Genomic DNA, 15,189 nt, shown 5'->3' with positions numbered 1-15,189 from the left:
AAAACCGAGGGACGGGGAACGATAGTTGAATGATACACATTGATGAGCAGGTGCTACAGCAGCCTGCTTTTTTCATTGAAATGGGGCAGGATAGTTTGAAGTTTGCGTAGAATAATCCTATATAGCAAATCCATATTTTGGTTCGATAGTGTGAAATGGGGTTGATACAAATGTTTTTAGTAAATTCTCGTGCCATAATTGAAAGAATAGTAAACGGAATATTAGAAATAGTAGTACAGACAAGGGATAAAGCGGGTGAAACGAAAAAAATTGAACTTCCTGGTGGCAGAATTGAGCAATATGAATCATTAACACAAGCTCTAATAAGGGAAGTTAAGGAAGAGACTGGACTGGATGTAGTTGAAATTGAAGGCGAGGATACACGGGTCGATACAACAGGAATCGACCCAGAATTCCAAGTGGAATGTATAAGACCGTTTGGAGCTTATCAAACAATAAAGGGTCCTTTCGATTCAGTTGGAGTTTATTTCCGTTGCAAAGTGCAAGGGGAGTTATTATCTTCAGGTGATGATACTAAGAACCCACGATGGATTTCAGTAGACGAATTAAGACGTTTGATGGATGATGATCCTTTGCAATTTTCTAATGTAGACAGAGCAGGAATAATGTTTTACTTAAAATCACTCAAGTAGACTTGGGTTTACAATTAAGAGCTTGGGAGAAAAACACCCTGGAGTAGAGCGATTTGAATGTAATTTCTCACAACATAAATGATTGTACAAACGGGGAACTATAGCTTAATTAGCTATCAAAAGAACGAGGCTGCCGACATAAATCGGCAGCCTCGTTGAGCTGACGGGCAGTTTAATTTGAAGGTATGATACACAGAGGATGTAAGAAGGGAGCAATAAATTATGTTGCCTCTATCGAACAAAGTCACATTGTCTTCCATTGATGGTTCTGCAAAGCTTATACTAGCGACAAGATATCTGGTTCATATTAATTATACTTTTGATATGACAGGAGCAACAAAATTCATATCACATACTTCTCATTTTTGCGTGAGATAAGAACAGATTGAGGGTATTGTTTGTTGTATCGACCAAGGAATAATGGCAGAACTTCAAGATAATGATTCTGATGGGTATATAAAAATAAGTTTCAAGGAAGATACCATTTTTGTTCACGCACAAATCGGTGGTTCGCATGAAGAGAGTGTTTACATTGAATTTATAACAGGAGGAAAAGCTGTACTCAAATTTACCACGGGGCTAAGAGAGCTTCTAAATAATGAGGATATTTACTAAGTTACATTGTACTAACGGGTAAGTTTAGTTCAATAGCATACAACGATGAGCAGGCGCTGTAGTGACCTGCTCATTTCATTAAACTAATGGGCAGTTTAATGGATAAGATTCGTAGAAAAAACCTATAAATGAAAGTGACAAAAGTAGTGTAGGTCGGGTGGATTCCAGATCTCGTATATGCTGCGGGATCTTCTGGCTACCCTCTCTGGCGATTTTCAATCTGGACAATTCTACCGGCAGTTGAATAAAGCGGATGTGACAATTCAACCAACGCTTGATAGAATCACGTTTGCGGAAATGCTATGCTGTATTCGACGGTGCGCACTGTACATTTTGTTTTTACGGAGGTAATACGATGCTCGACTTACGTAAAATTGGAGCTTATATTTCGAAGCTTCGCAAAGACCAGGATCTGACCCAATTGGAACTTGCAGATCAACTGAATTTAAGTCATCAAGCGGTATCGAAATGGGAACGGGGCGACTCGATACCGGATATCGGAACGCTTCCGCAGCTTGCGAGGTTATTCGGAAAAACGGTAGACGACATTATTAATGCAGGAGAAAACGCAGAAAATCGGGAACACCAGCACCTAGGAACGATCGTTGAGGAGATCGCAGGGAACAGGCCAGAACAAGTTGCAGAGATGGTCAATACCGGAGAGGTGGAAGTGGAAGAGCTTGTAGAAGTAGCGCCGTTTGTAAAGGCAAGCGTTCTGCATAAGGTTACTGAACGATTAGACAGCAACGTCTTTACGTTAGACGTGATCATGAGGCTGGCTCCGTTCCTTGGAACAGACACATTGGATGAACTGGTTCGTCAGGCAGAAGAGGGCGAGATTGTGTGGAATGTCATTACCGGACTCGCTCCGTTCGTCAGCAGTGACACATTAAACCGACTGGTAGATAAATCAATTGACGCTTCCTTAGAAGTGCACAATCTTGTTGGAATTGCGCCGTTTCTTGGAAGAGAACATTTAGATCGATTGGTACAACATGCAGAAGAGAGCAGCTTGAGCTGGCATTCTATTCAAGGGCTGGCACCCTTTATTAGTAGAGAGACATTAAGTCGTTTGGTAGACCGGGTTGTAGATGGCACCATTGATGCGAACCGGATCGTAAGCCTCGCACCTTTCCTGAGTAGGGAACAGGTGGATCGGTTGGTACAAGAAGCCGAAGAAGGAAGCTTGAGCTGGAATGCCGTGAATGGACTGGCGCCTTTTACTAGCAGTGAGACATTAAGTCGTTTGGTAGACCAGGTTGTAGACGGTACCATCGATGCGAACCGGATCATAAGCCTCGCACCTTTTCTGGACAGGGAAAATCTCGAGAAGTTGATTGGTGGAATATCCAAGTAGAGCAAATCAATTCGAATCAGATATGACGATCAATAATGTATTGCATTTTTGTCACAATAAATATTCAGGCGTGTTTATCGCAAACTTGTTTCCAATTTACGAGCAAGATCCAAAGAAATTGAATGAGTATACCCGTAATCCAGAATATGCAGAACTCATGGCCAAAAAAAACCAAGCGATACATGATATGCTCTTGAAGAATCCTCACATCAAGGATGTCATCATAGCTTGGGGGACAATGAATCAAAACTAGGTGGTAAATATCAAAAAGCAATCAATAGCGTTCTTGAAATTCTAAAAATCCATAAAAGGCCTCTTTTTGGGATGCGATTTTTAGCCAGTAGCCAGTCTTGGCATCCACGAAATTGGGGGGCAAGGGAGGGGTTATGAGCTCGATCTATATAAGTGGGATAGTACAGTTCAATAAGTTCGAATAGTAAACGGATGGACAACCGCAACTGCAAAAAAGACTGAAGCTGCGGTTTCACTATTGTTAGCATTCTTAAAGATTCCGACCAAGGCCAGCCTTCATGGTTCGCCGCTGTTTCATTTTTATGGTCAGTCTATAACGATGACCAAAAATGCTTTAGCTAAAGGAATATAGGAGTGACAAAATAATTCAAATAAATAATCAGTGATTGTGACACAAGCCATAGATGTCGGATGACAAGAATATGTACCGATTGCCGATGAGCCAACAGGCAGTATAAAGTAACAAATCCGAAAAAATACGTCTAAATATTGGAAGCTATAGTGTTAAATGTTATGAAATAAAAAAACTTCGCACAATGAAAGGAGAAAACGTAATGACAAGGAACAATATCAGTGAACCAGAGAATGGTAATACCATTACTCCACAAAAACCGTCTACACCTAATCCTGCAATGGCACGCTTGTATGTTGATGGCCATATGAGGAAAGATGTGGTCAAGGCTATTGAGATCATCGGCTATGATGCTTCCAGTCAGACTTATACAACTGTTGATTTGTTTGGTAGGCAAAATGATACAGGGGATTATGTGGTTGGAATCCAATTGGAGAAAGTAATTGTTTAAATAATTTTGTGTAATACATGAACCGTAATGGTCAAAATAAAGTTCATCCTTTTGTTATTAGAGGTCGGGAAACATAAGTTCAGAAACGGTTATCGGTACACATTCTTGTCATCCGATGTCAGAGGACAACAACATAAATGTATTGGAAACCGCCTAAACAGCGGTTTTTTTGTTGTAAGGATATATGTACTTGTCCAAGCCTGAAGACAAGTACATATATCCTTAGCCGAGATTGAAAAGAACATATACGCATAACCGATTAATCTTGAGATAAGGAACTATCGTTAACTCTATGCTATCCCAGCTAATAATAAGCAGCAGAGAAGGCAACGGGAGAATGCCTTCTCTTTTGATTGCCGAACGATGTCTTAATAATAACGAAGTGCCAGCGGTGATAAGTTTTTGATATTGTAATTGGGAATCAAAACTGAGTTGGATCATTGAAGCTGTGTTCAGCTTGACCAAGCTTGAAACCTTTACGTTTCCAACTTGTTTTGTCGGTGGGGAGTGCTCATCCGCCTTCATCGCACTTTAGAGCTTCCTTAAATGAGGTTCATATTTATTCAAAGGCGTATTACATTGTCCATCATTCGGTGCCCAAACAGCGATGTTTAATGTTTCCAAAATGTCTTGAGAAGATACATAACGGTCTTCATTAGTTAGATGCGGTTTTGTATCTGTTGTGAATTCTGTCCAGTTCATTTCCGCGGGTGTCCTTTTTCGGGCTTTAGGTGACCTATCAAAGAATCCAGTATTTAAAATACCGGCAAACTTCTCCCCTGCCTTCAGGCCAATTTCATTAAAAAATGACGGATTGTTCAGCAATGGGTCCGTGTACCAGAGCATTCCCAAACCGTTTTCCCAACCAACCAATTGAAGGTTTTGCATGATGCTGCAGACGGCGGCATAATTGTTGTCACGCTGTCGATGATTTTCTGAAGATGCCGCAATAAAAACCAGATGAACCGGCGTATTAAGAACTGATTTGGTGAGAAATCCCGTTAATTTTGACGGGATCAATTTACCAAGCTGACTGTCTATTACTTTGGCAAACATGCTCTCTGCCAGTCGCAAACGCGATTCCATGGAGTCATAATAAATGCAACGCCACGTGTCCCGGTTGGCCATGAGAATCCGGAGTTCCTCATAGGCTTCTGGGTTGAACTGGACAGGGGAATAGTAGCCATTTTTGACCCTATCTGCGATGACGAGTACGTCTTTGTGGTCGCTTTTGGAAGGGTTATTGTCGCGGTTTTCCTTGTTCTTTTTGACGAGGTGGGGATTTACGAGAACAGCCTCAATTCCTTTCGATGAAAGCCAGCGAGCCAGGCTGAACCAGTAGTGGCCGGTAGGCTCCATGCCGACGATAACTTTGCTCAGCTTGAATGATTTGAGCAGATCTTGAATTCATAGGCCGAACCGCCCAAACCCTTCATCATGACTGCCGAATTCTAGCGACGAACCCAGAGCAACACCACGATAGCTGACTGCACGAGCGACATGATTCTCCTGGGCAATATCTACTCCGACAACAAGATGGAATGAGGAAATGTTTTCAATGCGTTGATTTTGTTTATCTTGAGATTTAAACTTCATAGTAGAGCGACCTCCTAATGGTGAGATTAAAGGGCTGTAGACCCGATTCCAACTCCCATATTACAGAGGCGCTCTTTTTCATGCAAAGTCCAAAATATTCGTTTTACAGGAATTCCAACGGGCAGGATAGTTTAATCATTTTCGCGATTAACTTCAATTAGTGGGTTCATAAATATGTCCGTATCTCGGCTCAAATTTGAAGGAGGAACAAATAAGCCGTAGGGCTTATTTGTTTTAATAACTTGTTGGGTTCAAAAGAATAAAACAATATATTTTTATTGTAAAACGATAAATAAAGTGATAAAATCAAAAACGAGGTGAAATTAATGAAAAAAGAGACGCTCTTTTTAAAAATTGTTCTGGTTGTTATGGCAATTCCTGCATTAGTGATGTGTTTTTATGGAATCCCAGCGATGGCGCATAGTATGATGCCGGATTTCCCGGATATTAAAGTTTATCTTTCCGCTTTGGCTGCGTATGTGGCGTCTATTGCGTATTTATTTACGCTACTTCAGGCATTAAAGCTTCTCAGGTACATTGATATAAATACTGCTTTTTCGCAAACCTCTGTTTTAGCGCTTAAGAAAATAAAGCAAGCGGCGGTTGTCGTATCACTCATGTTTGCATGTAATCTCCCGCTTTTCTACTTTGTAGCTGACGGCGCAGATGCACCAGGCGTCATGGTCATCGGGCTAATTATAACCTGTGCGCCAGTCGTAATCGCAGTATTTGCCGCAGTTCTTGAGAAACTGCTCAAAAACGCGATCGAGCTCAAAGAAGAACAGGAGTTGACCGTATGATAGTGGTTAACATTGACGTCATGCTTGCAAAGCGGAAAATGAGCGTTACTGAGCTATCCGAGAAAGTCGGCATTACAATGGCGAACCTGTCGATACTTAAAAACGGAAAAGCGAAAGCCATTCGAATCTCAACACTCGAAGCGATCTGCAAAGCACTCGCTTGCCAGCCTGGAGATATTCTCGAGTATCGGCAGGATTGAATAAAATAAAAAAACCGCCGTACATTGCGGATGTAAGTAATGGTGAAGAGTTCGAAAGCTATATCAATCCTAACGACTACATAGCCTTCGCCTTTGAGGCTAATGGCAATATGACACTATACCATAAGAATAACTCATCAATATTAATGCTTGCTCATAACCATTGTTTAATCGGGTGACAAGAACATAGTAACATTTTAAGCTGCATAAATTGCGGCTTTTTTATTTTATGTTATCAAGTTCTTGCCAAAATGATATGACATGAACGTGATAACATTTCTGATGAGTGACAAGGGGATATGGTTTAGTTTCTTATGAAGTTTATTGTGAGAATGACATACCTGAGTCATAGATTTGGGATAAAAATGTACTTAGCGGTGATAGTAAAGAACACTTAGAGGATAAGATTCATTCATTACTAAAGGGAGCGTTCAAAAAGTAAATTCTTTAGATAGTTGGCAATGATGAAGAATTAATTGAAGTAAAGAAATAAAAGTTCCATTTTGCTAACAGGAGAATTTAGTTGAATACAACAGGGAGCAGATTGCGATCGGGCAGCTGCTCCATTTTTCATTAAGCTAAAGGGCAGGATAGTTTAATGATTGGGGCTATAAGGCTGTACTAGATAGAACAATGTATAGTGTACTGTTGAGCTATGGGAGACCATAACAAAACCACCTTTTCGAAGGTGGTTTTGTTATGGTCAAATACTAGTATCAAAATTTAACATAGCCTAGATTTTAAATATTGCACCCACATCCCGTGCAGCTCAGCTTCCGATACTTGAAATGCGCCTTGAAAATCAGTGGCATCGCGTATGAATTTGTTGAGCGCATCTGAACTGTATGAATGGATGAGATATTCTACGAGCAAGTGCGAGAATCCATATCCCCCTATCTTCTCGAAATCCCAGGTATCATTAGTTAATGCTTGAAAACTAGGGACAGCGTTATTTTGAATCGCTTCGGAGGTGCTATACTGGATATATTCTTGTGACATTTGTTTGGCTTCATGCCCGCCGAGCCCGTGTGTAAGCCATTTCGGTGCCAACGGATTAATATCCTTCACTAACCACATCGTAAACAAGCTTATAGTGTGCCGTAGTACCGATTGATACGTATGTTCAGGGCCTGGGTTGAGTGGGGATACGATTTTAATTTTATTATCTTCATAGGTTCCCATAAACCATATGGGCGCATCCGGCTCGTTTATTGCTTCATGAAAAGTGGGCAGATCCGGATAGATCTCAATAGCGATTTTCTGAGAAGGTCGATGACGATAGGTTGTAATAATTCGATCTACATTGCTTTTCAACTCTTCAAATAAGTCATGGTATACCTTGTTCATACCATCATTCTTGGAGGAAGCCTCGCTTTTATCCACAATTGATATCAATTCTTTAATAGACATGATTGTAATGTCACCCCATTCTTTTAATTCTTTTTTTAGTTTGTTTAAGGCACGATAGAGTCTGTTCTTGACTGCGCTCTCAGGCATCCCGATGATTTTGGATATTTCCAATAAAGTGCAATCGACGAAAAAACGCAATGATATGATTTGCTGATCCAATTCATTCAATCGGGCTAATGCAGCACTAATATCAAGACGGATATCGACATCTCTAGCAATATCGAGGGATATCGATTGGGACTGAAAATCGATTACTTCGTGCACCATTTCTTTATTTCGTGATCTTGTGCGATACTCGTTTTTCACAATATTTTGCGCGATTTTGAATAGCCAAGTAAATATACTGGAGTTACACTTAAACAAGTGAAAGTTTTCCATTGCTTTTAAAAAAGCTTGTTGCGTTAAGTCATCGGCAGTTGCCGAATTTGTCTTTACTGCAATATAATTTCGAATTCTATCTCGATATTGATTATAAATGGCTTCGAAATGCTGGATGTGCTCCTGCTCCTCCGGAAGAACAGGGATTTTCTTTTTGTCTTGAGCTCGTGACACTAGTAGTACCTCCTCCTGAACTTACAATTCATTAGACACCGAAGGGAGGTAAAAAGCCACATCATTTTAAAATAATTTTACACGACGCCACTCCACTTTTTTAAACCCCGAAAAAGCAAAGCGTAAAGGCAATTCAGCTATGTGGTATTAAGTGAGGATTACCAACTTTTATAATAGTACTCGTGACTTTGCTCATTTTGATTGGAATCTTTCAATTTATAATCCCCCAACCAATTGAACTAACGGGACACTATAGCTTAACATTCACTATGACGATGCTGCCGGTATGAATCGGCAGCCTCGTTGAGCTAACGGGCAGTATAGCATAATATTGAACTTTATAAAAAAGGAACTTTTTATTAACGATGTGCGTCTATACTTACGTGAATAATGATTTCCAATTTTGTCCAATAAGAAGATTTTCCCGAGGATTAATCACCTTTTTGGAGAGGAGTGCTAAAAAAAATGTTAGGGCTAAATAACTACCACATTTACTTTTGATAAAAGGAGCTTTTAAAATGAAAAAGGTTTTCTCAGGAGTATTCCTTGCATTGATTCTAATCATTACATCGTCGACTACTTATGCAGCAGGTACAAACATCAAAATAAAAGTTGACGGTTTTGTTATTGCATCCGATGTGAAACCCGAAATTAAGAACAATCGTATAATGGTGCCGTTACGTGTTATCAGTGAAAATTTGGGAGCTAAGGTCAGTTGGTCAAATTCTGAAATTACACTTACTAAAAGCGAAATAAAAGTAACATTAAAACTAAACAGCAGTAAAGCAGTCATAAACGGTAAAACGGTACTGCTTGATGTAAAACCATTTATAAAAAATAATCGCACAATCGTTCCACTTCGCTTTATTTCAGAAGCATTTGGCTGCACAGTCAATCACAAAAACTCCATCGTAACCGTTGATACTGAGCCATTAGTCATAGACGGTATAAAAGTGAAAGCATTGCAGCAGGAATACCATATGACTATGGGGGGCGTAGTACAGCAAATTAATGGGAATGCATTTAACGAAACAATTTATAATATTTTTGTAGAAAACATAGGTAAAAGGGTCGAAGCTCCTGCTAGCTACTCTTGGAATCTTAATCTTGACATACCTGGGTCTTATTATAAAGATGGACAATATGATTTTGTAGACCACAAAGGTAACAGCTTAGTTCGTTTTGATATTTATTCTTTAATTCGTTCTTTTCCATCTGAACTTTTAACAGGATACCCAGAAATCTTGATTCATGACGTATTTAAAGATGAGTGGTATTTGTTTAGCGATACTGCAATACAATCCATTAATCAGCTTATTGATACCGCTACAAAGAATGGTTTTCTGACGATTATAAGTAATACAGTTGTATAAAAGTATTTTTTCTTATTGCACTAACGGGAAACTATAGCACAATAAATAAAGCGGTAGCCGACTCATAATAACCGGCTGCCGCTTTATTAAGCAAGCTTCTTATTTTTCACAGCAGAAGAATGGTGTGTATTACGAGAATAGAAGATGTTGTAGATGTAACTTATTATTTTAAAACTGAATAACGAAACTACTTAGTGTTTGACACCAATGTCGGATGACACAAACATTGTCCGAATCAAGTTCGCATAAACTGCGGGCTTTTTTATTTATCGGCTCAAGTTCTTGTCAATTGACAAAGTCAAGAACTTGAGCCGGTTGTCGATTTGTGACAAGAACATTGTCCGAATGCCGATAAGTTAAAATGTAGAGATCAACCAAGAGCACAAGACTTTCGTGGAGTCGAGTAAGGAAAACCAATTACGTTTGAGAACAGTTTAGAATGATTCGAGTGCTTCCTTAGTTGGTTTCCGCAAATCATGTCGGAACACGGGTACGAAGAGGTATTAGTCGGAATGGAGCCAACCGGCTATTATTGGCTGAATGATGTCCATTACTCGAAGGAACAACATATATCTTGTGGCGTTGTTAACCCACTACATGTGAAGAAGAGCAAGGAGCTGGATGACAACTCACCGACCAAGAATGACGTGAAGGACGCCCAAATTATCGCACAGCTGCAAAAGTCTATTTTATAGAGTTCCGGATTCCATCAAGTAGATTTGATGGGATTTTATTTATTAATATAATGAAAATGTAAACAAATGTATATGAAAGTAAGAACTTATCTATTTTTCTATGGCTAACACGTCTCATACTATTAACTGTGAGGAGGCCTCTTGGTTAAGAATGAGTGCCCGGGAATGCCGAGTACTCAAGTTAGCAGTACGAAAAACCGAATATATCATTTCATACGAGGAAATGAGGATGAGGAAATGCAGTCAAGCCGAAGGAATCAACAAAGATGTTCGTTATTGTTATCGTTGGTCTTATTTTTTTCTATCATATTTTCTGTTCATCCATCGATAACGTACGCAGACGGCACATCAAATGCAGAAGAAATCACGCAACAAGCACCGGATAACTCACTACCGGAAACAGTGCCTGGTTCTGAAGTAGTTTCGGATCCTGAAGCGGTCCCAGATGCTAACCTCGAAGAGCCATTCGCTGTGCAGCAGCCAGGAATGGATGCAGCACCAACGGCTCTAGCTAGCGTCCGGGAGAACTATGCGTTGAAGAAGGATGTGAAAGTATCCGGCAATGAAGTTCTGGACGGACTTTTTCCTAAATATGCCGTCGATGGAGACTCGTCAACACGCTGGTCTTCCGATAAATACGACGATCAGTGGTTTGAAGTAGATTTAGGCGAAAAGAAGGAGATCGGTCAAGTTATCATTCATTGGCAGACGCCAGCTACATCCTACCGCGTGCTGACTTCGGTCTATGGTGATAATTGGGAGAACATTACACTTGAAAATGATGGCATTATTAATTGCCAAGGTGGAACGGAAGTCCTAAATTTCCTTTCACGAGAAGCAAGATACGTCAAGTTTGTAGGGGTTGAGCGGAAACCGGCTGATGGCATTCTGTATGGGTACTCATTCTATGAGTTCGAGGTATACAGGGAAGATCCACTAGAGAAAATCATCAAAGGGATTCACGGCATTGAACCGATCAGTCAAGGACAGACCGAGTTCCCATTCCCGGCTGTACCAGAAGGTTATCAAATCTCCATCTACGGATCGGATGCGCTGCCTGTCATTGACAAGGAAGGCGTCATTCACCCCCCATTGGTGGATAAAAAGGTTCATGTGATGCTGCAAGTACAAAGCATGGAGGACCCAACGCAGAAAGCGATAACGCCGTCTTTCGAAGTTACGGTCACAGGATTAAATCAACAGATCGAAGGGCTGAATGAGGAACCGAAAGTAATTCCGTCCCTGCAAGAATGGATTGGGAGAACAGATCAATATACATTATCGTCTGCAGCGAAGATTGTCTATAATGACCCGTCGTTAGCCAAATCAGCAGCTATCGTCCAAGAAGATATGAAAGCGATTACGGGACGGGAATTGACTGTTACCCAAGGGACACCATCCATCGGAGATCTGTACTTGTCCTTAAATCCGACGGATAAGGTCTTAGGTCAAGAAGGTTACATACTCGATATCGGTGATTATGTAGCCATTATGGCGCCGACGGTAAAGGGTGTCTTCAGCGGAACGCGTTCCGTGCTGCAAATTCTGAAGCAGGATGAAGGTCATGACCAGATTCCGAAGGGGCAGTCCCGCGACTATCCGAAATACGAGACACGCGGATTTATGATCGACGTGGCTCGCAAATTCTATACGATTGATTTCTTGCGGGATTACGTGAAGATGATGGCTTGGTATAAGATGACGGATTTGCAAATCCATTTGAATGATGATATAGGTAATCGCGGTACGTTTCGGTTAGAAAGCGAGAGGTATCCGAATTTATCAAGTATAGATGGCTTTTATACGAAAGAAGAGTTCCGCGATTTGCAGCGGTTAGGTCAAGATTATGTTATTAATATTATACCTGAAATCGATACGCCGGGGCATTCGCGTGTTTTTACGACATTAGATCCTTCTCTGGGGACTGATTCGCATCTCGACGTCTCAAAACCCGAAACCGTCGAATTTGTCAAGAATTTGTGGAGTGAATATCTTGATGGCTGGAAAGGCGGAGTCCCTACATTTCTCGGTCCTGATGTTCAAATTGGAACCGATGAATACAAAGGAAACACGGAAGATTTCAGAAAATATATGGATACCATGATCAAATTCATCAATAGTAAAGGGAAACATCCTTTGTTGTGGGGCGGATTGCAAGAGTACGCCGGTAAGACACCGATCAGCAATGAAGCGACCATGGCGATCTGGCATTTACCGTATGGAGGACCGCAGCAAGCAATCGATCTTGGTTATAACATCATTAACATCAATAATAGCTATTTATATCTCGTACCCCGACTTTATGCCGATTATTTAAATACGTCACTCTTATATCAGGAATGGGAGCCTGTAAAATGGTACGGTGCGACGCTGCCTTTCGGCCATCCGCAATTAAAAGGCGGCATGTTCGCACTTTGGAACGATATTTCGTATGAAGCGGGGCTATCGATGGATGATACCCATGTCCGCTTGCTCCCTGCCATGCAGGTCCTTTCCGAGAAAATGTGGCACGGCGCGAGAAGCGATGTAGACTACGACACCTTTGTGAAGACGGCCGCGAAGATGGGCGATGCGCCGAATACCCACCTTTCCTATGATGTGAAAGTCAAAAATACGGAAGGAAGCGTCCTTGATTATTCGTTCGAAAACAATTTCATCGACGCATCCGGTAACGGATACAATGCAAGAAGCAATAACGTCGATTTTGTCAAAGGAAAATATGGGCAAGGCGCCCACTTCAACGGCGGTACTAGTTATTTGAATACACCGCTCAACAGCTTAAACTTTGGTTGGACCGTCTCTATGTGGATTAACCCGGATGCGGACAATCCGGACGATACCGTATTAATGGAATCGCCTGCGGGAACGGTAAAATTAAAGCAACACGGCACCAAGGGTAAATTAGGATTCTCTAAAGAAGGATATGATAGCGCATTCAATTACAAAGTGCCGGCTGGCCAATGGACTCATCTTCTCATCACGGGGGACAGCAATGGCGTCTCGCTCTATGTGAACGGGAATGAATACGTCGAGAAGCTGGCGCAGCCAGTGCAGCGCATTCAGACGCTTGTCTTGCCTGTCGCGAAAATCGGCGGCACAACCAACGCGTTTAAAGGAACAATCGATAACCTACAAGTCTATAATCGCTTCATTCCGCTGCTCGATGTGAACAACTATGCGCTGCATCAGGGAACCGATGCCTCGGGATTAGAGGCGGCATGGGTACCTTCAAGCCAAGCCGTCGATGGAAATATGATCACGCGCTGGGCGAGTACGTACAAAGACGATTCGTGGTTCACCGTTGACTTGGACAAAACGCAAAATATTAGCAAGGTCGTCATCGGATGGGAGACGGCCGCGAAACGGTTCAAGATTCTCTATTCCACTGATAACGTAACATGGAAAAACGTGATGGCAGACGATCGAATTCTTACGGCCAGCGATAAACGAGAGACGAGTACGGTGGAATTCGCTCCGAAGAAGGCCAGATACGTGAAATTCCAAGGAATTGAGCGAATGCCGGTCTATGGCGAATACTACGGATATTCCATCTATGAGTTCGAAGTGTACGGCGATGATCTAATGGAACCCTACAAAGAATTAATTGATGCTGCCGAGAAATTGATTAATTTGAACAAAGGGAACGAGGAGCTTCGCAAACAATTGATGTTCCTGTTGGATCGATACCCGTATCATTTCGAGACAGTAGTGGATACGCTGCGCGATCTGAACGCGAGGTTGAAGGATTCTATCGATAAACCGGAACCGAAACCTCCAATCGACACTGATAATCCTAGACCTGGCGTGAAGGAAGGCGAAGCGACGATCAAAGCCGGCGAAGCGGGAACGGTCAGCTTAGGCAAGCAGATCACCGTCTCTGTTCCGGTAGGCGCAGCGAAAGAAACGATGATGCTGCATCTGAAGAAAATCGACAAATCCGCTGACTTGCTGACGCTGCAGCCGAATGCAATAAGCCCGGTGTTCGAATTGTCAAAGGATGTGAAGGGCGGCTTCGATAAGCAAATTCAGATCAGCTTGACGTTTGATGTGAGTAAGCTTGGCAAAGATCAACAAGCATCTGTGTTCCAATACGATAAAGCAACAGCGCGTTGGGTGGAACTCAAAGGCACGGTAACGGGCAGTACGATTCAAGCGGATACGCGTAATGTCGGTATATTCGCCGTCTTTGCCGTCAATCGTAAGTCGACCGAGCCGAAGCCGGCCTTCAAAGACATCGCAGGCCACTCGGCTGCCAATGATATTCAAGCAGCCGTGCAGCGAGGAATGACGAACGGATATCCGGACGGAACATTCAGACCGGATCAGTCCGTGACACGCGCGGAGTTCACGGTATGGCTCGCGAAGGCGATGCAGCTAAGCGGCGAAAGCCGTACGAAGGCGTTCGTAGATCAAGCCTCGATCCCGATATGGGCGAGTGAGGCCGTGGCGCAAGCTGTAGAGCTCGGACTCATTCAAGGCTATGCAGATCAACGGTTCATGCCGAATCAGCCGATCAGTCGCGCAGAGATGGTGACGATGGTCGCGAGAGCATTGAAGCTGTCTAACGACGCAAGCGCAAGAACGAGCTTCGCGGATGACAAGCAAATCCCGGCATGGGCGATCGGAGCCATTGATGCAGCTGTGCAGCAAGGCTGGATTAAAGGGCGTGGCAGCAATCAATTTGCGCCGAATGCATCGACAACACGCGCCGAAACGATCACTGTCTTATTGAAAGCATTTCCAAAAGCATGAATAAAGAAGACGCTCATCATCACCAAGAGATGTTGAGCGTCTTTCTCATTCATTAAAGCGGGCGAAGCGCGACTTCTGGCGTCTCCTTCAAATGCTCGATCATATCAAGCCAAGTGTATTATTTCCCAAAA

Annotated in this window: 11 protein-coding genes and 2 pseudogenes; 10 read left to right on the top strand and 3 right to left on the bottom strand. The window is 42.2% G+C overall.

Translation table 11 applies throughout. From position 1 onward, the window contains the following. Positions 1-170: 170 nt before the first annotated feature. From ACIFSR_RS19380 to ACIFSR_RS19360, 5 genes are all read left to right on the top strand, one after another. Positions 171-653, top strand: coding sequence for an NUDIX hydrolase (locus ACIFSR_RS19380; RefSeq protein WP_430059293.1), 483 nt, complete (start codon positions 171-173; stop codon positions 651-653). A gap of 420 nt (positions 654-1,073) precedes the next feature. Next, on the top strand, positions 1,074-1,268 hold the full coding sequence (locus tag ACIFSR_RS19375; RefSeq protein ID WP_339209186.1) for a hypothetical protein: 195 nt from the start codon (positions 1,074-1,076) through the stop codon (positions 1,266-1,268). Positions 1,269-1,623: 355 nt separating this feature from the next. After that, entirely contained in the window at positions 1,624-2,625 is a 1,002-nt protein-coding gene (locus ACIFSR_RS19370) for a helix-turn-helix transcriptional regulator (protein WP_430059291.1), read from the top strand. Continuing rightward, a complete protein-coding gene (locus ACIFSR_RS19365; protein WP_430059289.1) occupies positions 2,609-2,878 on the top strand; it encodes a DUF1643 domain-containing protein in 270 nt (89 codons plus the stop codon). The genes ACIFSR_RS19370 and ACIFSR_RS19365 overlap by 17 nt, the downstream gene beginning before the upstream one ends. A 553-nt stretch (positions 2,879-3,431) precedes the next feature. Continuing rightward, positions 3,432-3,680 (top strand): hypothetical protein, encoded by a 249-nt coding sequence (locus ACIFSR_RS19360; protein WP_430059287.1) that lies wholly within the window; start codon positions 3,432-3,434, stop codon positions 3,678-3,680. Between the two features lie 222 nt (positions 3,681-3,902). On the opposite strand, the gene ACIFSR_RS19355 is transcribed toward ACIFSR_RS19360, so the two are convergent. Then, positions 3,903-4,205, bottom strand: coding sequence for a hypothetical protein (locus ACIFSR_RS19355; RefSeq protein WP_430059286.1), 303 nt, complete (start codon positions 4,203-4,205; stop codon positions 3,903-3,905). A 585-nt stretch (positions 4,206-4,790) separates the two neighbouring features. Then, positions 4,791-5,276, bottom strand: a pseudogene (locus tag ACIFSR_RS19350) (IS110 family transposase); the annotation flags it as partial. A gap of 326 nt (positions 5,277-5,602) precedes the next feature. On the opposite strand from ACIFSR_RS19350, the gene ACIFSR_RS19345 reads away from it, so the two are divergent. After that, positions 5,603-6,076 carry a DUF2975 domain-containing protein gene (locus ACIFSR_RS19345; protein ID WP_430059284.1) on the top strand — a complete coding sequence of 158 codons (474 nt, stop codon included), beginning with the start codon at positions 5,603-5,605 and terminating at the stop codon, positions 6,074-6,076. After that, positions 6,073-6,276 carry a helix-turn-helix domain-containing protein gene (locus ACIFSR_RS19340; RefSeq protein ID WP_076269356.1) on the top strand — a complete coding sequence of 68 codons (204 nt, stop codon included), beginning with the start codon at positions 6,073-6,075 and terminating at the stop codon, positions 6,274-6,276. The genes ACIFSR_RS19345 and ACIFSR_RS19340 overlap by 4 nt, the downstream gene beginning before the upstream one ends. 723 nt (positions 6,277-6,999) lie before the next feature. Here ACIFSR_RS19340 and ACIFSR_RS19335 read toward each other — a convergent pair. Then, on the bottom strand, positions 7,000-8,238 hold the full coding sequence (locus ACIFSR_RS19335; protein ID WP_430059282.1) for an RNA polymerase sigma factor: 1,239 nt from the start codon (positions 8,236-8,238) through the stop codon (positions 7,000-7,002). Positions 8,239-8,756: 518 nt separating this feature from the next. Between ACIFSR_RS19335 and ACIFSR_RS19330 the strand changes: the two genes are divergently transcribed. The 3 genes and pseudogenes from ACIFSR_RS19330 (at position 8,757) to ACIFSR_RS19320 (ending at position 15,058) form a co-directional block, all read left to right on the top strand. Beyond that, positions 8,757-9,611, top strand: coding sequence for a copper amine oxidase N-terminal domain-containing protein (locus tag ACIFSR_RS19330; RefSeq protein ID WP_430059280.1), 855 nt, complete (start codon positions 8,757-8,759; stop codon positions 9,609-9,611). Between the two features lie 350 nt (positions 9,612-9,961). After that, positions 9,962-10,294, top strand: a pseudogene (locus ACIFSR_RS19325) (IS110 family transposase); the annotation flags it as partial. Positions 10,295-10,447: 153 nt separating this feature from the next. Further along, a complete protein-coding gene (locus tag ACIFSR_RS19320; protein WP_430059279.1) occupies positions 10,448-15,058 on the top strand; it encodes a discoidin domain-containing protein in 4,611 nt (1,536 codons plus the stop codon). Positions 15,059-15,189: the final 131 nt, after the last annotated feature.

Origin of the sequence: Paenibacillus sp. NRS-1760, assembly GCF_050467785.1 — a bacterium.
Classification (GTDB): Bacteria; Bacillota; Bacilli; order Paenibacillales; family Paenibacillaceae; genus Pristimantibacillus.
Note: the sequence above shows the minus strand (reverse complement) of the source record. Positions and strands in the feature narration are given on the sequence as shown.

What these genes read in the sequence shown, in the direction of transcription:
- ACIFSR_RS19380 (WP_430059293.1), top strand. Translation starts at nt 171, where the DNA reads ATGTTTTTAGTAAATTCTCGTGCCATAATTGAAAGAATAGTAAACGGA.
- ACIFSR_RS19375 (WP_339209186.1), top strand. Translation starts at nt 1,074, where the DNA reads ATGGCAGAACTTCAAGATAATGATTCTGATGGGTATATAAAAATAAGT.
- ACIFSR_RS19370 (WP_430059291.1), top strand. Translation starts at nt 1,624, where the DNA reads ATGCTCGACTTACGTAAAATTGGAGCTTATATTTCGAAGCTTCGCAAA.
- ACIFSR_RS19360 (WP_430059287.1), top strand. Translation starts at nt 3,432, where the DNA reads ATGACAAGGAACAATATCAGTGAACCAGAGAATGGTAATACCATTACT.
- ACIFSR_RS19355 (WP_430059286.1), bottom strand. Translation starts at nt 4,205, where the DNA reads ATGAAGGCGGATGAGCACTCCCCACCGACAAAACAAGTTGGAAACGTA.
- ACIFSR_RS19345 (WP_430059284.1), top strand. Translation starts at nt 5,603, where the DNA reads ATGAAAAAAGAGACGCTCTTTTTAAAAATTGTTCTGGTTGTTATGGCA.
- ACIFSR_RS19340 (WP_076269356.1), top strand. Translation starts at nt 6,073, where the DNA reads ATGATAGTGGTTAACATTGACGTCATGCTTGCAAAGCGGAAAATGAGC.
- ACIFSR_RS19330 (WP_430059280.1), top strand. Translation starts at nt 8,757, where the DNA reads ATGAAAAAGGTTTTCTCAGGAGTATTCCTTGCATTGATTCTAATCATT.